Below are 19,437 nucleotides of genomic sequence, written 5' to 3'. Positions count from 1 at the left end.
CTCCTCCTCACAGCAGCTTGCCGAGCGGGCCCAGGTCGAGGTTCAGGTCCTCCTCCGTGAGCCCGAACTCCACCCGGAGCCGCTCGATCTCCTCCGCCTGACGCATCAGCGCCGTCCCGAGGCGCTCGATCTCCTCGTCACTCAGGGTGTTGCCCTCCATGCGGCGGATGGCCTGCTTCTCCAGCAGCTCGTGCAGCAGCTTGACCAGGGTGAGCACCAGCTGCCCGAGCCCGTTCTTCAGCGTGCCTTCGTCGAGCGAGAGCCGCCGCGCGGGCCGGGTGAGCTGCCCGCGCAGCGCCGTCTCGAGCTCCCTTTCCTCGCCGGTCATTTCCCTCCTCCACCGAAGAGGGGTTTGAGAGGTGAGGGGGGAACGAGCCCCACCCGCCGCGCCGTATCCGTCGAGCACAAGATGAGCTGCAGGCCGAGGTAGACGAGGTCCACATCCGCCACCGACAACACGATGTCACCTCGCAGCGCCACGCCCTTGTGGAGCACCCGGTCGAGCGCCTCACAGAGCGAAATGGACTCGGATTCCCGTTCCATCGTCACCGCTCCTCCTCGTCGGGCGCGAGGATGGCGTCGAGCCGATCCAGCAGCTCCGCTTCCTGGGCCTCGAACTCCTGCTCCCCGAGCTGTCCGGATTCGAGCCGCAGATACAGCTCCCGCAGCCGCGTCTCGAGCTCCACTTTTTCCTTCTCCTGCTCCTGACCCAGGGCGTCGTCGACCTTCCTGGCGACCCAGAGCAGGCCATGGAGCGGCGCGAGCAGGATGTCGTCGATGAGCAGCATCGTCACTCCCCCGTGGAGCCATGCGTGGGCTTCAGCTCCGTGAAGCTGTGGGGAGCCCACGGTCCGTGGAACTCGAACGTGAAATGGTCATCGAAGCCCACCGCGGCGGTTTCGATCACCTTCTCGAAGGCACCCAATCCCTCGCGCGGCACGAGACACGAGAGATTCATCACCTCGCGATCTCCTCGGGGCGGGTTCCACTTCAGCTCGATGCCGTGCTCCCCGAGCACCGCCATCACGCGCTCGGAGTGTGCCTGCCGATCCGTCTCGCGGATGTCCTCGAACAGCTTCCCCACGGCGAGCAGCTCCTCGCGGTGGAGGTCGTGACGGCCCTTCATCCGGTCGCGGATGGCGCCGAGCTCCGGGTGGGTCTCGACGAAGTAGCCGAAGAGGTCCGGAGCGCTCCAGCTCACCTTGAGCCCCATCTCCACCTTGCCCGCGACGTGCTCGAGCTGCTCCTTGAACACCGCATGGTTCTCGAGCAGCCGGCCGCGCACGTCCTCGTCGTTCCGGGCGACGAGTCCGAACGCGGCCGGCAGCACGGTGCCTCGCTCCATCAAGTGCCGCAGGACGGCCTGATGCGTGAGGAGGTGCTTGCGCTCAGGCCGGAGGCGTGCACGGCTCACCCGGCTCACCGCCGCGGCGATGTCCCCCACGGTGACGCAGTAGACCTCGCCGCCCTCGATGCCGATCGCCCCAGCCTGGCCGAGTCCCTCCGGGCCGGCGAGAACGGCATAGAGATACGTGCCCCCTGCCTGAACGTTCGTCATGTCCCTGGCTCCTCGTGTGTCGTGCTCAGGCTCGTCTGGTTACAGGGCGGGCGCGGGAATCGCCGCGCCCGGCATGGCCGGCATGGCCACGCCCGTCGCCACCGGCAGGGCCGCGTTCTTGAGCGACTGGGCCGCCTGGCTGCCGCCGGTCAGACCGATCGCCGCCGCGTACTTCAGGTACGTCTCGACCGAGGCGATGACGACACGCGCTTCCACCGCCAGCAGCTGGATGCCGACCAGCGACACCGTGGCCCACACATCGATGACGATTCCCTTGTCGAGGATGATGCTGACCACTTCCGCCAGGCTGGACGAATCCGTCGATTTCTGAATGTTCGCCATTGCTGCCTCCTCGTGTCACCTCGGTTGAGCCTGTCCAGGTGGAGCTTTCGCAAGCGCGGCGCGCCTGTCTGGCTTTCCCGTCCATGCTTGCCTTCACGAGTAGCAGGAGTGTCCGACATGTTTGTCATTGAACAGAACAGTCCGACATGTACTCCGGCCTCATGCCACGAAATTGAAGGGAGGCCATGGCCCGCTCAGCGCGAGCTTCGCGGGCAACTCGCCGGAGTCCGGTGACAACGCGGCGCGAAACGCGGGCACCCGGTCGCGCGGCACGAGGAAGTACAGCGAGCAGAGCGCGGGCTCACCCGGGCGCGGGCGCGAGAGCTCCGCACGGTGCTCCCTGCACAGCGGCGCCACCTTCGTGAGTACGGCCCGTTCCAGTGCCGCGCAGTCGTCTTTCAGCCGATTCTCGGCGGAATAGCGGTGCCGCAGGGCCTCGAGGTAACTGGCGCCCGAGCGGCTCATCGGCTTGACGGGCTCCACTGGCGCGGAGGGCGGGGGAGGCGTGGGGAGCAGTGCCCGTACTCCCATCTCCACGCAGCCGGAGACACGCTCGAGCGCGCGCGGATAGGTGGCCCGGTGCTCGTCGAGGTGCGCTCGCACCGCCGCTTCGTCCGGGAGCACGCTCCCGAAGCGCATCGGCAGGACATCGGCGATGGCGTGCCACGAATGGATGATGCGTTCGTACTCGAGCAGCTCCGCCGTGGTGGGGGTCGCGACCCACTCGCGCTCCTCGAGGGGCGAGACCACGGCCGCGAGCCCGCCGTGCACGATGTTCCGGAGCCCACCGCCTCGCACCCCAGTCCCTTCGACCGGCGACGTCGAGGACGCGCCCGTGATGCAATAGAGCAGCAGCCCCGCGTCGCTCTCAGCCATGCGTCTGTTCCTCGGGCGTGCCGCCCGGCTCCTCCCCGAGGCGTGGCGCGAAGTTGTAGGCCGGCCAGGGCCCTCGCGCGGACAGGTGCAGGCCGTGCGCGGACAGTTGCTCCGCCAGCGGTCCGAGGCGCCTGACGAGCTCCTCCTCCGCGCCGCGCGGGACAAGGAGTGCCCAATGAAAAGCCCCTTCCAACGCGGGCTCCCGCGGGCCGTGCGAAGGAGGCCGCAGGACGCGCCGCGCGAGCACCAGCCCCGCGAGCGCTTGCGCGATCGTCGTCTGGGCCTCCTGGAGCCAGACCTGCGCCGCTCGGGCCGCGTCTTTTCGCAGCTTCTGCTCCAGCAGATAGCGTGCCCCGGGCGATGCCGGCAGCTTCGCCGTGCGCGGATCGGCGGTGAACAGGACTTCTTCGCAGGCCTGGAGATGCACGGAGCCCTGGAGCGACCACTCCTCCTCGTGCTCCGCCTTCTCGATGAAGGCCTTGATTCGTGTCCGTTCCCGCCGCAGCAGCTCCTCGAGCCGCTCCGCCGATGAGAACAGGCAGCCGAAGCGCAACGGCAGCACCGGCGAGGCGCGCATCGTCTGCTCGATGACCTCCTCGTGACGCATGGCGCGAGGCCCGAGCCAGCCCAAGTCCTTCAGGTGGTCCTCGCCCGCCTCGCCCGTCCATTCGTGGAGCGGCACCTCACAGCAGATGGCCGCGATGTCCTCGTGCACTCGCGCGAGGAGCGGCGAGTCTTCCGCGAGTCCCCGGCCCGATGTCGACCCGGCGGCGTCCGCTCGCGCGAAACAGAAGACGTAGAGCCCCATGACAGTGGGGCCCTCCGTATAGGCAGCATCCCTTTCATTCATGGTGCCCCGGACTGTCGCACGCACCTCCGACACGTCCGGGACGGGGATGTCAGTTCGGCTCGAACCGACTGAGCTCCAACCCGGACCCCACGGGAAGCAGGACGCTTGTCATCGATTCCGAACGGCAAGTCGGCGATCAGCTGAAAGCGGAACTGGCGCTTCATCGCGCATCTGCGCGCCCGACCATGGACTCTCGCGTGGACAGGTATGCGCATGTGCGCGACCCGCGAAGCCTGAATCGGGCGTGTCGTCGAGTCAGAGCAACCGCCAGGTGAAGACGAGGTCGAAGTCCACGCCAGGCTCGCGGTAGCGCTCCACCGTGGCCGACACGGAGGCGAGCCCGGAGAGCGCCTGGAAGCTCTTCGTGAAGATGCCGCGAATCCACAGCGGACCCATCAGCTCGCGCCGGAAGACGAGGCGGGCGGAGGTGGGGCCGAGCACCTCGACCCTCCGGGTCCCATAGGTGGTGACGGCCCGGGTGGAGGCCGTCGACATCTCCACACTACCTCACGCGTTTCCATGGCTCATCCGTCTCCCGTCCTCCACCTGCTTCAGGAGGACATTCCTTTTCGATGGGGATTCTGGAGCCAGCTGGCGATCCCGCGCATGAAGGTCCAGACATCTCCCTCCGAGGGTTTGACGTAAGCGGGTTGCGTGGGATCCGAGCCCATCTCTTCGAAGATCTCATAGAGCCATGAATGCTTCGACCGATTGGCACCCAGTTGGGGGAGCCAGCTTTCGAGCTCACCACCCGGGACGATGAAGAGGCCATATTCCGCCAGATGCTCCAGGAAGTCCCGGCACGTCCGCGCCTCGGCGCCACTCAGGACGGAGAGGCCACCTTGAGTCTTCCAGGAGGGATTGGCCGCGTCCAAGGCGTTCTTGATCTTGACGCGTGCGCTTCCCAGTGGCTGATGCCAATCGGTGGGGACGCCTGCTGCTTCGAGGAGTTGGGTGAAGTTCCTTCCCCCGTCCTTGATGAAGTCCATGTCGACGATCGCCACAGCGGGAATGCCGAGCTGTCGAAGAGGGCGGACGATCATGTGGGCCGTCTGCTTGTTCTGCGCGAAGAGGAAGCTCGCGCCGGAGATGCCTGAACCATCCGTGCTCCACAGGCGGTGATTGATCTCGTCGTAGAAGGCCCGGTCCGCTTCGGACTCGGTCACGACTGCTCCCACGTGAAACAGCGCGGAGAGCACATGGGTGGTCCTGAGGAGCGGATTCCTCATCAAACTCGAGAGCGTACTGCTCGGGAGGTGCATGGCCGTCGCGAGTCCACCCTGGTAGGTCAGCCGTACGATCTGAACAGGATGTCCGGACTCGATGCAGCCCATCAGGAAGTCCGCGCTGTGCGTGGAAACGAAGACATTGGCTTGCCGTTCCGCGGCCAGGCGCGAGAGCTCGACCCCCAAACGCCTGGAGAGGGCCGGGTGGAGGAATGCCTCCGGCTCGTCAATGGTGATGATGCGATACTGACGGCTCAATAACGCCACCAGGAGCCCGGTATACGCTTTGACTCCATCGCTCATGTCCTGGATGTCGATGGCGTCCCGGTAGAACTCCCTGGCGCGGACGCCCAGGGCTGTCTCCTCATCCGCATCCGAGGGGGCTCTCTTCGAGAGGCGAATATGGAAATGCCGCATCGCCGTCGGGTCGATCACGGCATGGAGGCCGAATGCCTCGTGCGTCAGCTTGCGTAACCGCTCGCGAGAAGTGTCGTCGACGAAGAGGGCCTGGACCGCGCTCTGTGGTGGTTGTGAGAGATCCTCGGTGCGTTGGGGCTCCACGAGCGACAGACGCTTCACGCCATCGAGCGCGACGAAGGATGTGGAGCCGAGTACGTCCAGGAGGAAGCTGGGATCGGCATGCTTCTCGTCGAGGAGTTGTGGACCGATGACCCGCGGATCCTTGCCGACACTCGAACGCAGCTGGTGATCGTGTTCGAGGCGAAAGGGCAGGATGATATGACCTTGCTCCTCGTAGCCGCCCAGTGCCATCAAAGCCGTTCTGAGTGCCTGGGCGGAGCCTGGGCTCTTGATGGACAGGTTCTTGAGTACCTTGGGGGCTTGTCGGGACTGGAACCTCGGAAGGACGCCCAGAAACTGAGTGAGCTCGCGGAGCAGCAGGCTTTTGCCCGAGTTGTTCGGTCCGATGAAGACAGTCACTGGCCCGGGTTCGAACCGAAGGGGTTCGGAATCGGGGCTGTTTCCGAACTGGAGCTCCAGGGATTCGATCATGGCTCACCCCTCCGTGCGGCCATGATGCTACCTCAAGAGTCGAAGGATACGGCTCTCCTGCGTCCGCGGGCATGGCCTCAGGGCACGCTCTGGCGCCTCGACGTGCCCTCCGAGGCAACGCCCGTCGAGATCAGACGTCACCCCGCATCATCCGCCATCTCGGTGCCGTTGTAGGTGAAGGCGGTGCCCTTCTCGCAGAACTGCTCGACGTTGTCCCGGCACGAAGCTCAGTCGCGGCAGGAGTCGACCATGTCGTCGCGGAAGGAGCCGCATACGCGGAAGTCTTCGGCATCAGGTACTCCGTTGGGCACACCCGAGAGGCCCCGCCTTCCGGGCCTTCATGGACACCGCCCGGGAGGTGATGGCGAACCCGAAGAGGAACGCATGAGGGGCCTGCCACTTCACCGGGCGCGGGCTCGCACGAGCAGCGAGAAAGTACCGCTTCAAGAGGTGCGCTCATGAACGTAAACCTCCCAGGCGTTCTGGTGCCGGCCTTGCTCGCAGCGTTTTCATCTCTACCTTTGGCGCGGCGGGCGCTCTGGGGGACGGGATGAGGTGCGTTGGCGGACGGAGTGGGTGGGCGGCTCTTTTCATTCTGGCGGCATGCGGCGGTGGGACGGAGGTGTCTCCCACGCGATTGGAGGCGTCGCCTCCCTCTTCACTGGGTGAACCCCCACCGCCACAGCCGCCGCCACAGTCGGCTGGCTGCATGCCACGGCCGGCACAGCCCGCGCCCCTGTTCACCAATGAGCAGGGGCAACCCCGCTCCTGGGTGCCCGTGGGCCCCGCGCTGGAGGCCAATCCCGAGCCCAATACGCCGCAGGCCCGGCTGGGGCTGGCGGTGGATCCAACGGGAGCGCCCATCGTCTCGTGGGGCGAGGACAATGGCGCGGTGTGGGGCTACTTCTTCCGGCGCGCGGAGGGCAACGTGTGGTCGCAGGCGGCGACTTCCGTGTTCCCCTTGCCCGCGTCGACCTTCAGCCCGCCTGGCCGCCCCGTCTTCGCGGTCGATCCCCAGGGCCGTCCGGTGATGGCCCTGATCGAGGCGACCGGGCACTCGACGAGCACGGTCCGGCTCCGCCGCTGGGAGGGTCGATTCTGGTCGGTTCTGGGGCTCGGACTCCAGGCGGCCAACAATCGGCTGACGGAGGTCAGCAGCGCGTCCCTCGCCTTCAACTGTTCCGGAGAGCCCGTGGTGGCATGGGGCGAGATCGGCCCGGACGAGCCCTCCCTTGGCATCCACGTGAGCCAGTGGGATGGACAGTCCTGGCAGCGGGTGGGGGAGCGGCTCAGCGCGTACCCGGATGGGGTGCGCGGGGATGGCTCCAATGGAATTCGTCCCAGCCTCGCCGTGGACTCCCGGGGCTTGCCCGTCGTGGCCTGGGAGGAGTCGGCCATGCGGGAGTTCATCAGCCGCATCCACGTGCGGCAGTGGGATGGCACCCGGTGGCTGCCGGTGGGAGGAGGCGTCGCCAGCGAGGACATGCCCTCGAAGGGCGACTCCTATTCGCCCGCGCTCGTGCTCGATGGTGCGGATGTCCCCTACCTCACGTGGACCCAGTACGAGGGGGAGGACTCCCGCGTGCTGAATCAGGTCCGGCGCCCCTCGGGGGCGCGGTGGGAGGGTATCCTCGAGGCTGGACCCAGGAGCGAGCCGGTGCTCGCGGCGCTCGGGTCCCGCGTCTTCCTGCTCTTCGCGCGGGAAGACCGGCTCGAGATTCACACCTGGGATGGACAGGCATGGCAGCTCGTGGGCGGGCCACTTCAGGCGCTGCCGGGCGAGACGAAGCTGGGCGAGTGGGCGCTCGCCGTGGACCCGCGCGGGCTGCCCGTGGTGGCTTGGGTCGAGTATTCCCGCAACCCGTTCTCGCCTGGGAAGGTGGGTCCGGTGGACTGGGGCGAGACCCAGGTTCACGTCTGGCGCTTCCAGTGACCCAGCACTTCCGGGTAGGAGCCGAAGCCCCGCGCCTCCTCGGCGATCTCGGGACCATGAAGCTTCACGACGAACCGCCAGATCCTATCCGTGCGGGTCGGGTGCGGCGCGGTGTTGGGTGGCTTCTCCCATGCCGCATGCCGGGGCAGACTGCGCCCGCCGGGCCGCCTGAAGGACAAGGTCGCCATCGTCACTGGAGGCGCCACGCTCATCGGAGCCCGCGTGCTCCGTGCGGTCATGGGGCCCGAGCAGGCCGAGCCCGCCATCCCCAAGCTGATGTGAGACAGGCCGAAGCCCGCCTCATGCCTCCGCATCGCTCAGCGGGTGATGAAAGTCGGACAAGGAGATCGCGCAGTTGGCCGGATGTACGCCAGGGACGGTGAAGGTGCACGTGCGCAACATCTACGACAAGGCGGAAACCCAGGGGCGGAAAGCGATCATGGCCCGAGTCCTGATGAAGCGGTGAGGTCGGTCGTGCAGGGTGTCCACGCTACGCTCTCTCGTCGATCCGGTGCAGAGCGACTCGGAACCCGAGGAGCTTCAGGCGGGTGGCCGTCCGATCGAGATTGAGCTGGCTGAAGAACGGAAGGGCCTGGGGCCACTTCTCCTTGGTGGGCGGAGCGATGACCGCGAAGACGACCTCATACTGATTGGGGTCTGGCCTGTCTTTGGGATTCCCGAGGAGTTGGGCCAGCGCCGGGTTCTTCTTCTCGACCGCCTTCTTGACGTCCTTCCTGAACTTCTCGTCGCTCAGGAAGGTCTCCGCCGAGACAACTCCCTGTGCGAACAGGTGGCTCAGCGAGGACGAGCGCAGCTTGCGTTTGACGTGGATGAACTGACAGCTGTTGGAGAACAGGTCACAGGGCTCGATGGCCGTGCGCGCTCCCTTGGCCTTCTTGTTGTCCCTGTCCAGGAGGACCAGGTTCTTGGAGGCGTTCGCGGCGTTCGTATTGTAGGTCCCTTCGTCTTCACCGGCCTGGGCGGCGGGGAGATGGTCGATCTCCCTCACGAGCGTCTTCGTATTCTCGAGGATCTGGGCGGCGAAGGTCTTCTCGATCTTGAACCATTGGCCCGCCGACAGGATGTAGAGCGCGTCTGTTTTCGCCAGCTCCGCGACGAGGCAGTTGTAGATGGACCATCGCTCGGGGTGGAAGAACCCGTCTTCATGGAGATCCGGATGCGCCTCGTCTGGACGGGAGGCTTGTCCCGGGTAGAGGAAACTCACCGTCTCCCAGTCGATGACCTCGGGGGGCGCGAGGTGGATCTTCCCCGTGTCGCGGTTGTTGAGCTGGTGCACCAGCTTCTCGTTGAGCTCACCGAAGGTCTTGCCGTCCCGGACCATGCGGATGTTGTCCACCCAGGAGAATTGCTCCTTGTACTGAGCGCCCCCGTACTGCACGAGGAGGCTCTCGCACTTGCGCCCCAGGTCCGAGAACGCCAGGGGGCCAATGAAGGAGAGCGCGTCACGGCCCGTGAGCCGCCTGGCCAGCCCACCGAGTTCAACGTGACCTTCAAGCCGAAGTCGATCTCGAAGGCATCGGGATGGAGCAGGTGGCGCCCCTGTCCGAAGGTCACCGCGAACAGCCGTGCGCCCGCTTGGACGACGAGCACCGCGGCTGCGGTCGCGCTCAGGGCGAACTGAACGTCCTCCGCGAAGCCCTCTCTGAGGAAGGGGGCCCAGCGTGGCTCCTTGGGCGGCGGCTTCAAGAGATGAAGGCTGCCCGCGAACTCGAAGTCCGCCGGGAGCGCGAGCGTCTCGAGGTTTGGGGCTCCTTGAGCGCCGCCTCGGGTGACGTGATCTCCTCGCGGATGAGCAGCAAGGTCAGGTGCCGGGTCTTGGCTTTTCCGCCTTGGCGGAGTGATTTCTTCGTCATTGACCATGTGCAAGATGCACCACGGTCACGGAACAGTCTGTACCTCTCAACGGGTACTGCCGGGCGAGACGAAGCCGGGCGAGTGGGCGATCGAGCTCACAGGAGGGGGTCGGAGAACGGGACGGCTCGCACCCGTCCTCCCATGCGTCACGCTCCTCCGCTCTCGCGGTGCGGCGCGTGGACAGGCTTCGACTCGGGCGAGCCCTTCTGCCGCAGGAAGATGGAGAGGAGGACGAGCACGCCGATGGACATGAACTCGCTCTGCCAGTTCTGGAAGGACTCGAACCAGAAGCGGGCGCTCGTCACGTAGCCCCAGAAAGTGAAGGCTGGCTGGCCGTGCTGGAGCTGCTCCTCGTTGTAGAGCCGCAGCCCACCCACCGCGTGCATGACGAAGGAGAAGAGGAAGAGGCCGGCCAGCGCCAGGCTGAGGGAATTGGAGTAGATCTTGAGCGCGAGCCCGCCACGGTGCACGGGGCCGGGCGAGTCCGGGCGGAGCTCTTCCCGCGGATCCTTGTCCACCTCGTTCTCCCCCTCGTTGGGGAGCTTCTTCGATTCACCCGAGCCCTTCTGCTTGAAGACAGCCACGAGGGCGACATAGGCCGCCATCTGGAGGAACTCGCTCTCCCAGTTCTCGAAGGTACTCTCCATGAACTCACCGGAGCGGAGGAACTGGCCGTAGCTCACCGGAGGCTGCCCGTGCTCGCGCTGCTCCTCGTTGTAGGCGTATAGGCCCGACAGACTCTGGCCGAGCCAGCACAGGAGGAAGAGTCCGAACAGGACGAGGGTCAGACCATTCTCCTGGAGCACCTTGCGCAAGCCCCGGGAGGCTGGTGCGTGGGTGTCGCGCATGTGTGACAGATGCGCATCGCGAGGATCAGGAGCAACGAGGGCTCGCTTGCTCGCAGGAGCGCGGCCGGTCCTTGTCTGGGTGATCGCCCTGCATCTCATCCTTCAGGGCTGTTGCACCTGGGGAAAGGCCATCGCCATGGCAGAGGAGCACCGGATGCTTGGGGGCGCACGTCCGGGCTCAGGCGGACAGGAGCGCCTTCAGAATCGCCTCGGAGCGGCGTTGTCCATAGCCGTGCCCGTAGGCACGCGAGGTGATCGCCACGACCATGCGCCGGGATGGGACGAGATAGAGCTTGTTGCCGCCATTGCCCGACGCGAACCGCACTGTCTCCGTCCCGCGCTTCAGCTGGTGTGTTTTCGTGTACCAGAAATAGCCGTAGGAGTCGGCATATGGGTCGACCGGGCCGATTGGGACGAGGGCTTGCATGCTCGTCTTGATCCAGCTCGAGGAGAGAATCCGCCGCCCTTGCCATTGGCCGCCATCGAGAAGAGCCTGCCCGATCCGGGCGAGATCGCCAGTGGTCAAGGACAGGTTGCCCTGTCCCTTGGTATGGCCGGCTGCGTCGCTGGCCCAGTCGACGCGTTGGATTCCCAGCGGCTCGAACAGCGCTTCGCGCGCGAATGCCAGCAGGCTTTTCCCCATCGTGTGTTCCAGCAGCAACCCGACCGCATAGGCCGTCAGCGAGTTGTAGACGTAGCGCGTGCCGGGTCGGTCGACGGCGGGAATGCCGAGCAGGAAGGCAACCGGATCGCTTGCCGCATCCATCCGGTCTTCGTTGCCGGGCGAGTCGGGCTCCTGGTCGTTCGCAGCCAGGCCGGAGCGCATGGTCAGCAGAGCCGCGAGCGAGGCCCGACCGAGCGCGCTGCCACGCGCCCGTGGCCAGTAGCGTTCGAGCTGCTCATCCAGTGCGCCCAGGAGTCCGCGATCGCGCGCGGCACCGACCAGGAGCGAGGTGATGCTCTTCCCAGCCGACCGGATATCGTGCAGCGCCTGTGGGTCCGCGCCGTGATAGTGCCGTTCGGCCACCACGGCCCCATTGACGCGAACGACGACTCCGTGCAGGTCAGGATGCTCGTCCTGATCCCAGCGTTCGAGGAGCGATTGCAACCGACCCGAAGCGGTACTCGCACGAAGACGCGACGGTGCAAATCCCGTCGCGAGTAGCGCCGCTCCAGCCAAGACGTCTCGACGTCGCATACGACCTCCCGAGTGACCGCGCGTTGCCGGGGCCACGGTTGGTGCAACCGTACACGGCCTATCGTTGGAAGCGGCGGGAATCGAAGCCGCAAGGGGTGGCTCCGCCTCCAGTCGGGACCCAGAGGACCCACCCATTCTCCCTTTGGTCCCCTTGGACCCCTCGCCGGGCGATGAGCGGCGAGCACTCCGCCCCTCGGGCTAACTTCTGGCGCCGATGCCCCTAGCCACTAATGCCGGGCCCCCCGGTAGCATCCATCGCCCCGAGCTTCTGCTGCCGGGCCCTGTCCGCGACCGGCCCGTGCTTCGGGCATCACCCGGGATCCAAGTTCCAGGTGCCTTCCTCCCAATGTTTCAGGGCCATGATCGCATCAATGGCCGCAACACCGCCCCCGGTGGCGGCTGCCTCCAGCACTGCTTTTGCTTCTGCCGTTCGATAACGCAGCAAGAACGCAGCAGCACTGACCCGTACATCCGCGCGAGGATGCTTGAGCAGAACGGCGAGCGCATCACGTCCGGCATCACCTTCCAACCGCAGCTTCTTGAGCGCAGATATATAACGACTAGCGTGCTTGTTGCCCGTCTTTGCGTCTCCTCTCCTTATCGCTTCCGTCTGCGCGGCCACGTTCTCCGCAAATTCCTCCACAATCCTTTCTAGCTCCTTCGCCATCACCACTCCCCAGTTCTGATCTTTTCTATGACAAGCAGCGCAAACGAGCGCTGCTTCTCATGACTTTGAGTTCTTATCCACTCTCGTACGGTCAAGCCATATGAGCTTGTGATATTGGGCCTCTTTGAGGAATAGAATGCACTGACCTCTGTATGCAGATCCTTGTTTAGTGGAATAATATTCTCAGTGTTATGAAGAGCCTCGGCGCCGAAACGCTTGAGGTTGAATTTGTGCTTTTCGACAAGATGATGCCATTCCAGCCCTTTGCCTGCCTTGCCCATGTGACGTTTGAAGGCTCTGAACGACTTGAAGGCACGATAACCACTTGTGAGAAGTCTGCCGCCTTTCGTGGGCTCATTGGGTTTGAGCGCAGGGCGCGCGCCTCCTCCGTTCCGCGCAGTCATGGACACGGCATTGACTGGTAGGACAATGCGAATCGTGCCCTCGTTCACGGAAACAATGACTCGCTCGGCACCGGCTGCCGCATCCATCAGGCGAAGCCCGGTGTTTGCCTCGACCGTGCGCGAGGCTTGCCCGAAGCCCGGCAGCTTCGGCCCTTTCGACATGAGCGCCGCCGTTTCCCCTATCGCCGCCGTCGCCACCATGACGAGAATTCGCACGCTATTGGGGCCGATGACTCTTCCGAACCTGTCACCCACCTCCCGCAATTCCGCAAAGCTAGAAGCTTGCGGCGCATCTTCGTAAAGCTGCGCATAGGCTCGCAGCAGATCGAAGAATTCCCATCCGAGATAGCCCCACATGAGCACGGAGAACGCGAGCGCAACGCCTTTCGTGACGGGCTCGGGGGCAAGCAATAGAGCCATATAGGCTGTGATCGTGAAGCTGAGAGTAGCCAGCACCCGCGTAGGGTTGAGCATGGCCCGCACTTCCGCGTCCACTCCTTCCAGGGCGGGCCCCACCGCCAGGGCAAGGGCAATGCTGCGCTTATCGTCAGCTTGCAGGCGGGGTCCGTCATCAAACAAAGTCAGACAATTGCCAGGAGTACCGCGCCGCTCGCAAAATCGTCCATAGGACTGCGCCAGGTCTGATTGCCACGCTTCGCCGCTCAAAGGCGCGGACGCTAGCGCCAGCTTCCGGCCGACGTACAACGGGGGGCATGAGGTGGACACCCGCAGCGGGACTTCGAGCCAAAACGTTGCCAGAGCGGCCCTAAGCTCGGAGTCACTGACCCTCACCGGCTGAAAGTCCGTGGGCAGGGTGGAAAAGATGGCTTCGCCGTCGCCTGTGTCTTCTTCGTCGGCTTCCGCCCCCAGCGTCCACGCCTCGGAGGAGCCCTCGGGAGTGGGCAGGCTGGAACGGTACGCCGTCAGCCCTCCGCCGGAGGGGGCCCCTGTGGCGCACGCTGTAACCAGCATCAACGCCGCCAGGGCCAGCGCCCCCATGCGCAAGGGCCGCCGTGTGTCCACGGGGCGAGTATCGACGGCATCCCTGGACATTTACGCACCTCTCCGGGCGAGCCGCCCGAGTTGGAAGCCAAACCCGCCGATTACAGAAAACGGCTGATAGCTGGGTCAAGCCGTTTGGTCTGGTGAGGTGCCGAATGCGTATTCCGGCGAAGTGGAACACCCGTTCCGGCCATGTGGAACAGTCGGAGCGTCAGCGACGTTGGCCGGGGTTCACTTCGCCCCCTTCTTGGCCCGGGTCAAATTCCCTTCCGGACGGCGCACCGAGTCGCCCGTGAGCTTGAGGCGATGGGCGTTGTGCACCAGCCGGTCGAGGATGGCGTCGGCCAGGGTGGCGTCGCCGATGACAGCGTGACAGTCCTTGGGAGTATGCCAACGCCCTCTGGTACAGCAGGGCGGCGCGGCGCTCCGGATCCGCGGGCTCACGGCGCGCCGGCAATGGGTGCCTCGATGCGCCGCTGAGGTGTGCAGGGTCGCCGGTAGAAGGCATCGATGGCATCGCGCAAGACGGTGCTCTGGGTTGTGCTCGTGCCCATGTCGGGGCCATTCGAGGTGACGTGTTGGGCGCCGTAGTCGGCGAAGCACGAGTGAATGGCATCCGTGCTTTCGAGCAGCTCGCGCGTCCGCGCCGCGTAGCGCTCGATGTAGCCGCGCTCGGACTCGTTCCGGGCCATGCCGTCGACGAGCGACAGCAGCTCCGCTCATTTCGTCCGGTAGGCACCCGCGCATGGCTACTGGTCTCCAGCGGTCATGTTACGCTGCCTCACCTCGGAGGTGCAGTGCATGAACGGAGCCCAGCCTTCCCGGCCAGGACATGAGGGAGCCCGGCGGCAGCTGCCGCCGCATCCGCCTCGGCGGCACGACGCGCCGGAGCAGCACCTGCCCCAGGTGGGAATGGAGGTGGCCGGCTACCGGCTGGAGGCGACCCTGGGCAGCGGCGGCCAGGGCACCGTGTTCCGCGCCCGGCGCGAGGACCAGCTCTTCGCGGTGAAGTTCATCTCCCGGCCCCATGCTGCGTCCTGGGCCCGGCGTGAGCTGGACGTCATGGTGAAGCTGTGGTGCGCGGGAGGGTTGCCGTTGGTGGGACACGGCGAGTGGCCCGCCCTCGAGCCCCGCTTCCTCTTCCTCGTCACGCCCTATGTGCGCGGGCTGTCGCTGGACGCCTGGGCCCGGGAGCACAACCCCAACGCGCTCGAGGTGGCGGACCTGGTGCGCCAGGCCGCGCGGTTGCTGGGAGCGGTGCACGCGGCCGGAGTCGTCCACCGCGATGTGAAGGGGTCCAACCTGCTGGTGTACGGCGAGCGCCAGTTGGTGCTGGTGGACTTCGGGGTGGCCACGTACGAGGACGCGCCCAGGGTGACGGGGCCCGTGCCCCCAGGCACCTGGCCCTATCTCAGCCCCCGGGTGTGGCGCTCCTGGCGCGGTGAGGAGGACTCCCGCGCCAGCCCAGGAGATGACCTCTGGGCGCTGGGAGTGGAGCTCTACCAGCTGCTCACCGGCGGGCTGCCCTTCCGGGGAAGCGAGGGTGAGCTGGTACACGCCATCCTGCACGAGGAGCCGAGGGTGCCGCACGAGCTCAACCCTCGGGTGCCCAGGACGCTGGGGGAGGTGTGCTGGCGCATGCTGCGCAAGCAGCCCGGGGAGAGGTACGCGGACGCGCGGGCGGTGGAGGCGGCGCTGGAGGAGGCAGTGAAGCAGGCGGACGAGGCATGGAAGGTGCCGCTGTGCGAGGCGTGGGGCCCGGACAACGCCACCACCGCGTGGCAGGAGGACATGTGGAGGGAAGGTGCGGACCTGCAGGCGCTCTATGCGCGCCTGGCCTCCTACGAGCCGAGGCTCGTGAGGGGCAAGCAGCGTCCGCCGGAGGATGTGTCCACCCAGGGCGAGCCTGAAGAAGTGCCGCTCGGGCTCGAGGCACTGGAGGTTCCGCTCTCGGGCGAGGAGGCCACGAGGGAGACCGTGCCGCCCGCTCCGCTGGTGACCTCGCCTCCAGCCTCGTCCGAGGGCACGGCGCGTTCGTCGGCCTCGGAACTGGCCAAGGCCGAGCAGTCGCAGCGACCGCGTACCCCGGACGTGCCCTCCGTGCGCGCGCGACGGGTGCTCCTGGTGGCCAGTGCGGTGCTGGTGCTGGGCCTGGGCGTGTGGTTCGCCGCGCGCCCGCCTCCGCGCACCTTCGGTCTCGTGACCCCACCAGTAGGGACACCCCTAGCCGTCCTACCGCCGGAGTTTCACCCCATCACCCTGGAGCCGGGTGGCCAGGAAGTGGCGCCCCCGTGGCGCCGGCCGGAAGGTGACGGCGGCGCGGCGCCTGAAGGGGCGGCAACCCCCGCGCCCGTCGCCAGCGCGACGCACTCCCAGGACATTCGCGTGAGGACACTTCGTAAGGCTCCCCAGGATACCCCGCAGCAGCAACCCAAGAGCACGGGCTCCGCGGCCGCGAAGGCGGGGGCGGCCCTCCTCGGCTGTACCCTTGCCGCTGGCTGCCCCGGCCCCACTTCCACCACAGCCGTCCAGGTGCGGCCTCTGCCCGCTCCCACCGAGTGCCCACCTGGCTCCTTGCGGACCATGGAGGAGCTGGGCCTGCGCATCGGAAGGAATCTGTGGGCTATGTTCCCCAACCAGGACGAGAGCGAGACTTTCGTTCCCGTTCGCGAGGGGCCAGGCACCACGATGGAGATTGAGCCCATCGGGAAGCTGCCCGCAGATTCCATGATCTCCGGAGAGCTTTTCTTCGGCACGGACCGCATCTACGGCCGCTTCACCCAACTCCACACGCCGGATGGGCACACGTACCCCATCTGCATGGTGCTCGTTGACCGGGGCCGCTACGTAGGGGTTGGTGGCGACGACGTGAAGCCGGGCGAGAAGCCGGGTACCGCGCTGATTTCAGACTCAGAAGGCGTCATTCCAGTGGAGCGTTTCGAGTAGAGGGTCCGGCTGCGGACATGGGTGGACGAAGAGCAGGGGCGACGTAGGAGGTGCTTGTTTCCCTGAGCACTCCGGAGGTAGTACGGCCCATGCCCAGCCCGCCGCCCACTGCCCCCTTGCTGCTCGCGCTCCTCGCCACGACTCCCGTCCTCGCCGAGCCCCCGTCCGAAGAATGGGACATGGTGGTAGCGCGCCACCTGGAGCTGACGGCGGACAGCACCGGGCAGGTGCACGAGGTGCGCATCAGCCCCGGCCTCACCACCACCCTGGTGTTCAACGCGCCGCTGCTGCACGGGGGCGTGGTGCTGGAGGAGCGCGAGCGCTTTCGGGCAATGACAGTGGACGAGGCCACGGGCATCGTCATGTTCCTCCCCTCGGGTGCGCTGCCGCCGGGGACGCAACCGCTCCTCACGGTGCGCTTCGCCGATGGCGCGGTGCCGGCGAGCGCTACCTTTCGGCTGGTGGTGCACCCCACCCAGGCCGAGCCACAGGTGAATGTGTACCGCCAGCCGCGCTCGGCCGAAACCTTTCAACTGGAGGCGAGACAGGCGCACGAACGGGCCGAGCGGTGTGAGGCGCGGCTGGCACAAACCCAGACAGAGGAGAAGAGTCCCGGAGGTATTGCCGAGCTCATCGACTCCGGGCTGGTGGTGGGCCCAAGAGGCATTGCGGCGAAGGACATTTACAGCACCACCCAGCAGCCCCCCGGTGAGGCCCTCAAGAGAAGAACGACTTACAGCTACCGGGCCGAGGGACGGGTGGCGGTGGCGCTGGAGGTGGAGAACACGAGCGCTCGGCCCTGGACGGTGGATGCGGAAGGCGTGGTGCTGGTGGGCAAGGGCGGCGCGCGGCTGCGGGTGCTGCGCGTGTGGCAACCGGAGCCCATTCTTCCCGGAAAGAAGCGAGGCCTCGTGGTGGTGGAGGCGGAGGCCACGGAGGAACAGGCCCGGGGCGCCTATGTGCTCCGATTGGGAGAGGCGAGCGGGCCACGCACAGTCACTCTTCGTGGTGTGACATTCCCGTGAGTCTCCCACCCGGTACTGCTGGCCTCGAAGGACTGTTCTTGGGTCTGGTGGAGCAGGTGGATGCCGAGGCCCGAGCACGGGGCACGTCCGCCTTCTTTGACACCCTCTCCGGTCCCGGTGCTGGGTCGGCTGTTCAGCCGCGAACCGGTCCGCCCATCCTGAGTGCGAAGTTTCGGAACTTCCCATGCGTCAGGAGGGCCGGATGCGGACTCGCGCCTTAGACATACGGCCCGGTGTGCTCACCGCTGTGGGTGTGGACAGAGAGGGAAAACATGAACGTTGAGAGACTCACCGCGAAGAGAGTCTGGTGTGTGCTGGCTGCCCTCGTGGTGTTGGCGGGTTCGCGGATGAGCCAGGCGGCCGGGCTGGAGTCGGGAGAGCGATACGAGGTGCTCTCGCCTGGACAGCCCCCCGTGCTCGTCTACCGCCCCGAGACGGCCGCCGTGCTCCCGGTTGGCACGGAGCCGCCGTCCACTTCCGGGAGCATCCCAGCCACCATCGACATCGTCTATCCAACGCGGGGGCAGTCCGGCTTCGGGTCCTGCTGGATGGACCTGGACATCGACAGCGCGGGCAACCTGTATCCAATCAACGCCATGGGCGTCTACCGGATCCTTCCCGATGGGACGCTCGTCAATGGTGTCGGTGACGTGAATCTCTTCACCACCGGCTCCGTCAGCGGGGTCGGCACCCTCAGCGCCTTCGTGCTGGATGAGAGCAGGAACCGGTTCTTCGGCCTGGAAGTCGGAGGGGTCTACGAGGCGCCCTTCACCGAGGGCAGCTCCTTCTCGCTGCTCGTCCCGGGGAACGGCACTTCCTACCATGAACTCACGCTGGGACGAGGCCCGCTGGCGGACAGCCTCCTGGCGAACGTGAACGGTACCTCCCGGGTCGACCGGGTGACGCTCTCACCGCCCGGACTCGAAGTCTTCAGTGACAGCGGGCTCATCGTCGTCCCGGGATCGATGGCCAGCGCTCCGGACGGAACCGTGTATGTGGTGAGCACTTCCAATCCCACCATCCTTCCCCAGCTCATCCGGATCGGCACCGACGGGACGGCGAGCGTCTTCGCCGAAGGGACGGACCTCCAGGTCAACGGCACGGTCGCCGTGGACGCCCAGGGCAACGTCTACTGGAGCCGGGCGGACGGCATGGCGAAGTATGCCCCGAGCGGCCAGCTCCTCGGGCTCCTGCCCGGACCTCCCGACAAGGCGGCCTTCGGCTCGCCCAGGGGCGCCGTCTTCGACGCCCACGGCGACCTCTTCCTGATGGACAACTTCGACTGCAAGAAGATCTACAAGTACACGCTCGGCCCCCAGGTGCTCCAGGCCGTCATCGACATCAGCCCGGGTGATGCCACGAACGAGCTCAACCCGCGCGGCCACGGCAGGCTCAAGGTGGCCCTCCTGTCGTCGGACACCCTCGACGCCACCCAGGTGGCACTGGAGACGATCCGCTTCGGGGCCACCGGTACCGAGGCGCGGCAGGTACGCTCCTGGTGGGCGGACGTGAATGGCGATGGGCGGCTCGACACGGTGCTGGTGTTCAAGCTCCAGGACACGCAGCTCTCCTGCGCCAGCACCTCGGCCGTGCTCACGGGCCACATCTCGAATGGGGTCGCCTTCCAAGGAGCGGACGCGGTGGTGCCCACGGGCTGCTCCGGGGAGTAACGCCAC

General features: G+C 66.4%; 21 protein-coding genes and 2 pseudogenes. 6 read left to right on the top strand and 17 right to left on the bottom strand.

Annotated elements, in window-relative coordinates:
• Window positions 1-7 precede the first annotated feature (7 nt).
• From JRI60_RS38340 to JRI60_RS38300, 9 genes are all read right to left on the bottom strand, one after another.
• The gene (locus JRI60_RS38340) at window positions 8-328 is read right to left on the bottom strand and encodes a gas vesicle protein K (protein WP_204220984.1); all 321 of its coding nucleotides are present in this window, start codon (window positions 326-328) and stop codon (window positions 8-10) included.
• Window positions 325-543, bottom strand: coding sequence for a gas vesicle protein (locus JRI60_RS38335; RefSeq protein WP_204220983.1), 219 nt, complete (start codon window positions 541-543; stop codon window positions 325-327). The genes JRI60_RS38340 and JRI60_RS38335 overlap by 4 nt, the downstream gene beginning before the upstream one ends.
• A gap of 2 nt (window positions 544-545) precedes the next feature.
• Window positions 546-788 carry a gas vesicle protein GvpG gene (locus JRI60_RS38330; protein WP_204220982.1) on the bottom strand — a complete coding sequence of 81 codons (243 nt, stop codon included), beginning with the start codon at window positions 786-788 and terminating at the stop codon, window positions 546-548.
• A 2-nt stretch (window positions 789-790) separates the two neighbouring features.
• Window positions 791-1,558 (bottom strand): GvpL/GvpF family gas vesicle protein, encoded by a 768-nt coding sequence (locus JRI60_RS38325; RefSeq protein ID WP_204220981.1) that lies wholly within the window; start codon window positions 1,556-1,558, stop codon window positions 791-793.
• 39 nt (window positions 1,559-1,597) lie between these two features.
• Window positions 1,598-1,900 (bottom strand): gas vesicle structural protein GvpA, encoded by a 303-nt coding sequence (gvpA, locus tag JRI60_RS55205; RefSeq protein ID WP_204220980.1) that lies wholly within the window; start codon window positions 1,898-1,900, stop codon window positions 1,598-1,600.
• Between the two features lie 159 nt (window positions 1,901-2,059).
• Window positions 2,060-2,776 (bottom strand): GvpL/GvpF family gas vesicle protein, encoded by a 717-nt coding sequence (locus JRI60_RS38315; RefSeq protein WP_204220979.1) that lies wholly within the window; start codon window positions 2,774-2,776, stop codon window positions 2,060-2,062.
• On the bottom strand, window positions 2,769-3,584 hold the full coding sequence (locus tag JRI60_RS38310) for a GvpL/GvpF family gas vesicle protein (protein ID WP_204220978.1): 816 nt from the start codon (window positions 3,582-3,584) through the stop codon (window positions 2,769-2,771). Before JRI60_RS38310 ends, JRI60_RS38315 begins: the two co-directional genes overlap by 8 nt.
• A gap of 297 nt (window positions 3,585-3,881) precedes the next feature.
• Window positions 3,882-4,121 carry a DUF2378 family protein gene (locus tag JRI60_RS38305; protein ID WP_204220977.1) on the bottom strand — a complete coding sequence of 80 codons (240 nt, stop codon included), beginning with the start codon at window positions 4,119-4,121 and terminating at the stop codon, window positions 3,882-3,884.
• A gap of 56 nt (window positions 4,122-4,177) precedes the next feature.
• A complete protein-coding gene (locus tag JRI60_RS38300; protein ID WP_204220976.1) occupies window positions 4,178-5,863 on the bottom strand; it encodes an ATP-dependent nuclease in 1,686 nt (561 codons plus the stop codon).
• Between the two features lie 709 nt (window positions 5,864-6,572).
• Between JRI60_RS38300 and JRI60_RS38295 the strand changes: the two genes are divergently transcribed.
• The 3 genes from JRI60_RS38295 to JRI60_RS38285 all read left to right on the top strand — a co-directional run bounded on the left by JRI60_RS38295 (window position 6,573) and on the right by JRI60_RS38285 (window position 8,262).
• Window positions 6,573-7,796 (top strand): hypothetical protein, encoded by a 1,224-nt coding sequence (locus tag JRI60_RS38295; protein WP_204220975.1) that lies wholly within the window; start codon window positions 6,573-6,575, stop codon window positions 7,794-7,796.
• 90 nt (window positions 7,797-7,886) lie between these two features.
• Entirely contained in the window at window positions 7,887-8,078 is a 192-nt protein-coding gene (locus JRI60_RS38290; RefSeq protein WP_204220974.1) for a hypothetical protein, read from the top strand.
• A gap of 73 nt (window positions 8,079-8,151) precedes the next feature.
• Window positions 8,152-8,262, top strand: a complete 111-nt coding sequence (locus JRI60_RS38285) for a hypothetical protein (protein ID WP_204220973.1) — start codon at window positions 8,152-8,154, stop codon at window positions 8,260-8,262.
• A gap of 24 nt (window positions 8,263-8,286) precedes the next feature.
• Here JRI60_RS38285 and JRI60_RS38280 read toward each other — a convergent pair whose 3' ends face one another.
• The 8 genes and pseudogenes from JRI60_RS38280 to JRI60_RS38250 all read right to left on the bottom strand — a co-directional run bounded on the left by JRI60_RS38280 (window position 8,287) and on the right by JRI60_RS38250 (window position 14,482).
• Window positions 8,287-9,285: a DUF6119 family protein gene (locus tag JRI60_RS38280; protein ID WP_239470884.1), complete on the bottom strand. Its 999-nt coding sequence runs from the start codon at window positions 9,283-9,285 to the stop codon at window positions 8,287-8,289.
• A gap of 90 nt (window positions 9,286-9,375) precedes the next feature.
• A pseudogene (locus JRI60_RS55200) lies at window positions 9,376-9,677 on the bottom strand (hypothetical protein); the annotation flags it as partial.
• A gap of 140 nt (window positions 9,678-9,817) precedes the next feature.
• Window positions 9,818-10,519, bottom strand: a complete 702-nt coding sequence (locus tag JRI60_RS38275; protein WP_239469964.1) for a DUF6766 family protein — start codon at window positions 10,517-10,519, stop codon at window positions 9,818-9,820.
• A 178-nt stretch (window positions 10,520-10,697) separates the two neighbouring features.
• Window positions 10,698-11,627 (bottom strand): serine hydrolase domain-containing protein, encoded by a 930-nt coding sequence (locus JRI60_RS38270; protein ID WP_204220971.1) that lies wholly within the window; start codon window positions 11,625-11,627, stop codon window positions 10,698-10,700.
• Between the two features lie 400 nt (window positions 11,628-12,027).
• Entirely contained in the window at window positions 12,028-12,384 is a 357-nt protein-coding gene (locus JRI60_RS38265; protein WP_204220970.1) for a DUF2019 domain-containing protein, read from the bottom strand.
• A complete protein-coding gene (gene sitA5 / locus JRI60_RS38260) occupies window positions 12,384-13,841 on the bottom strand; it encodes a SitA5 family polymorphic toxin (protein WP_204220969.1) in 1,458 nt (485 codons plus the stop codon). Before sitA5 ends, JRI60_RS38265 begins: the two co-directional genes overlap by 1 nt.
• Before the next feature lie 180 nt (window positions 13,842-14,021).
• Window positions 14,022-14,162: pseudogene (locus tag JRI60_RS38255) on the bottom strand (ATP-binding protein); the annotation flags it as partial.
• A 68-nt stretch (window positions 14,163-14,230) separates the two neighbouring features.
• Window positions 14,231-14,482 (bottom strand): hypothetical protein, encoded by a 252-nt coding sequence (locus JRI60_RS38250; protein WP_204220968.1) that lies wholly within the window; start codon window positions 14,480-14,482, stop codon window positions 14,231-14,233.
• 109 nt (window positions 14,483-14,591) lie between these two features.
• On the opposite strand from JRI60_RS38250, the gene JRI60_RS38245 reads away from it, so the two are divergent.
• The 3 genes from JRI60_RS38245 to JRI60_RS38235 all read left to right on the top strand — a co-directional run bounded on the left by JRI60_RS38245 (window position 14,592) and on the right by JRI60_RS38235 (window position 19,431).
• On the top strand, window positions 14,592-16,736 hold the full coding sequence (locus tag JRI60_RS38245) for a serine/threonine protein kinase (protein WP_204220967.1): 2,145 nt from the start codon (window positions 14,592-14,594) through the stop codon (window positions 16,734-16,736).
• Between the two features lie 116 nt (window positions 16,737-16,852).
• Entirely contained in the window at window positions 16,853-17,761 is a 909-nt protein-coding gene (locus tag JRI60_RS38240; RefSeq protein WP_204220966.1) for a DUF2381 family protein, read from the top strand.
• A 272-nt stretch (window positions 17,762-18,033) separates the two neighbouring features.
• Window positions 18,034-19,431, top strand: a complete 1,398-nt coding sequence (locus tag JRI60_RS38235) for a hypothetical protein (protein WP_204220965.1) — start codon at window positions 18,034-18,036, stop codon at window positions 19,429-19,431.
• The last annotated feature ends 6 nt before the right edge of the window (window positions 19,432-19,437 follow it).

Source organism: Archangium violaceum (assembly GCF_016887565.1).
In the GTDB taxonomy this organism is placed as follows: domain Bacteria; phylum Myxococcota; class Myxococcia; order Myxococcales; family Myxococcaceae; genus Archangium; species Archangium violaceum_B.
Note: the sequence above shows the minus strand (reverse complement) of the source record. Positions and strands in the feature narration are given on the sequence as shown.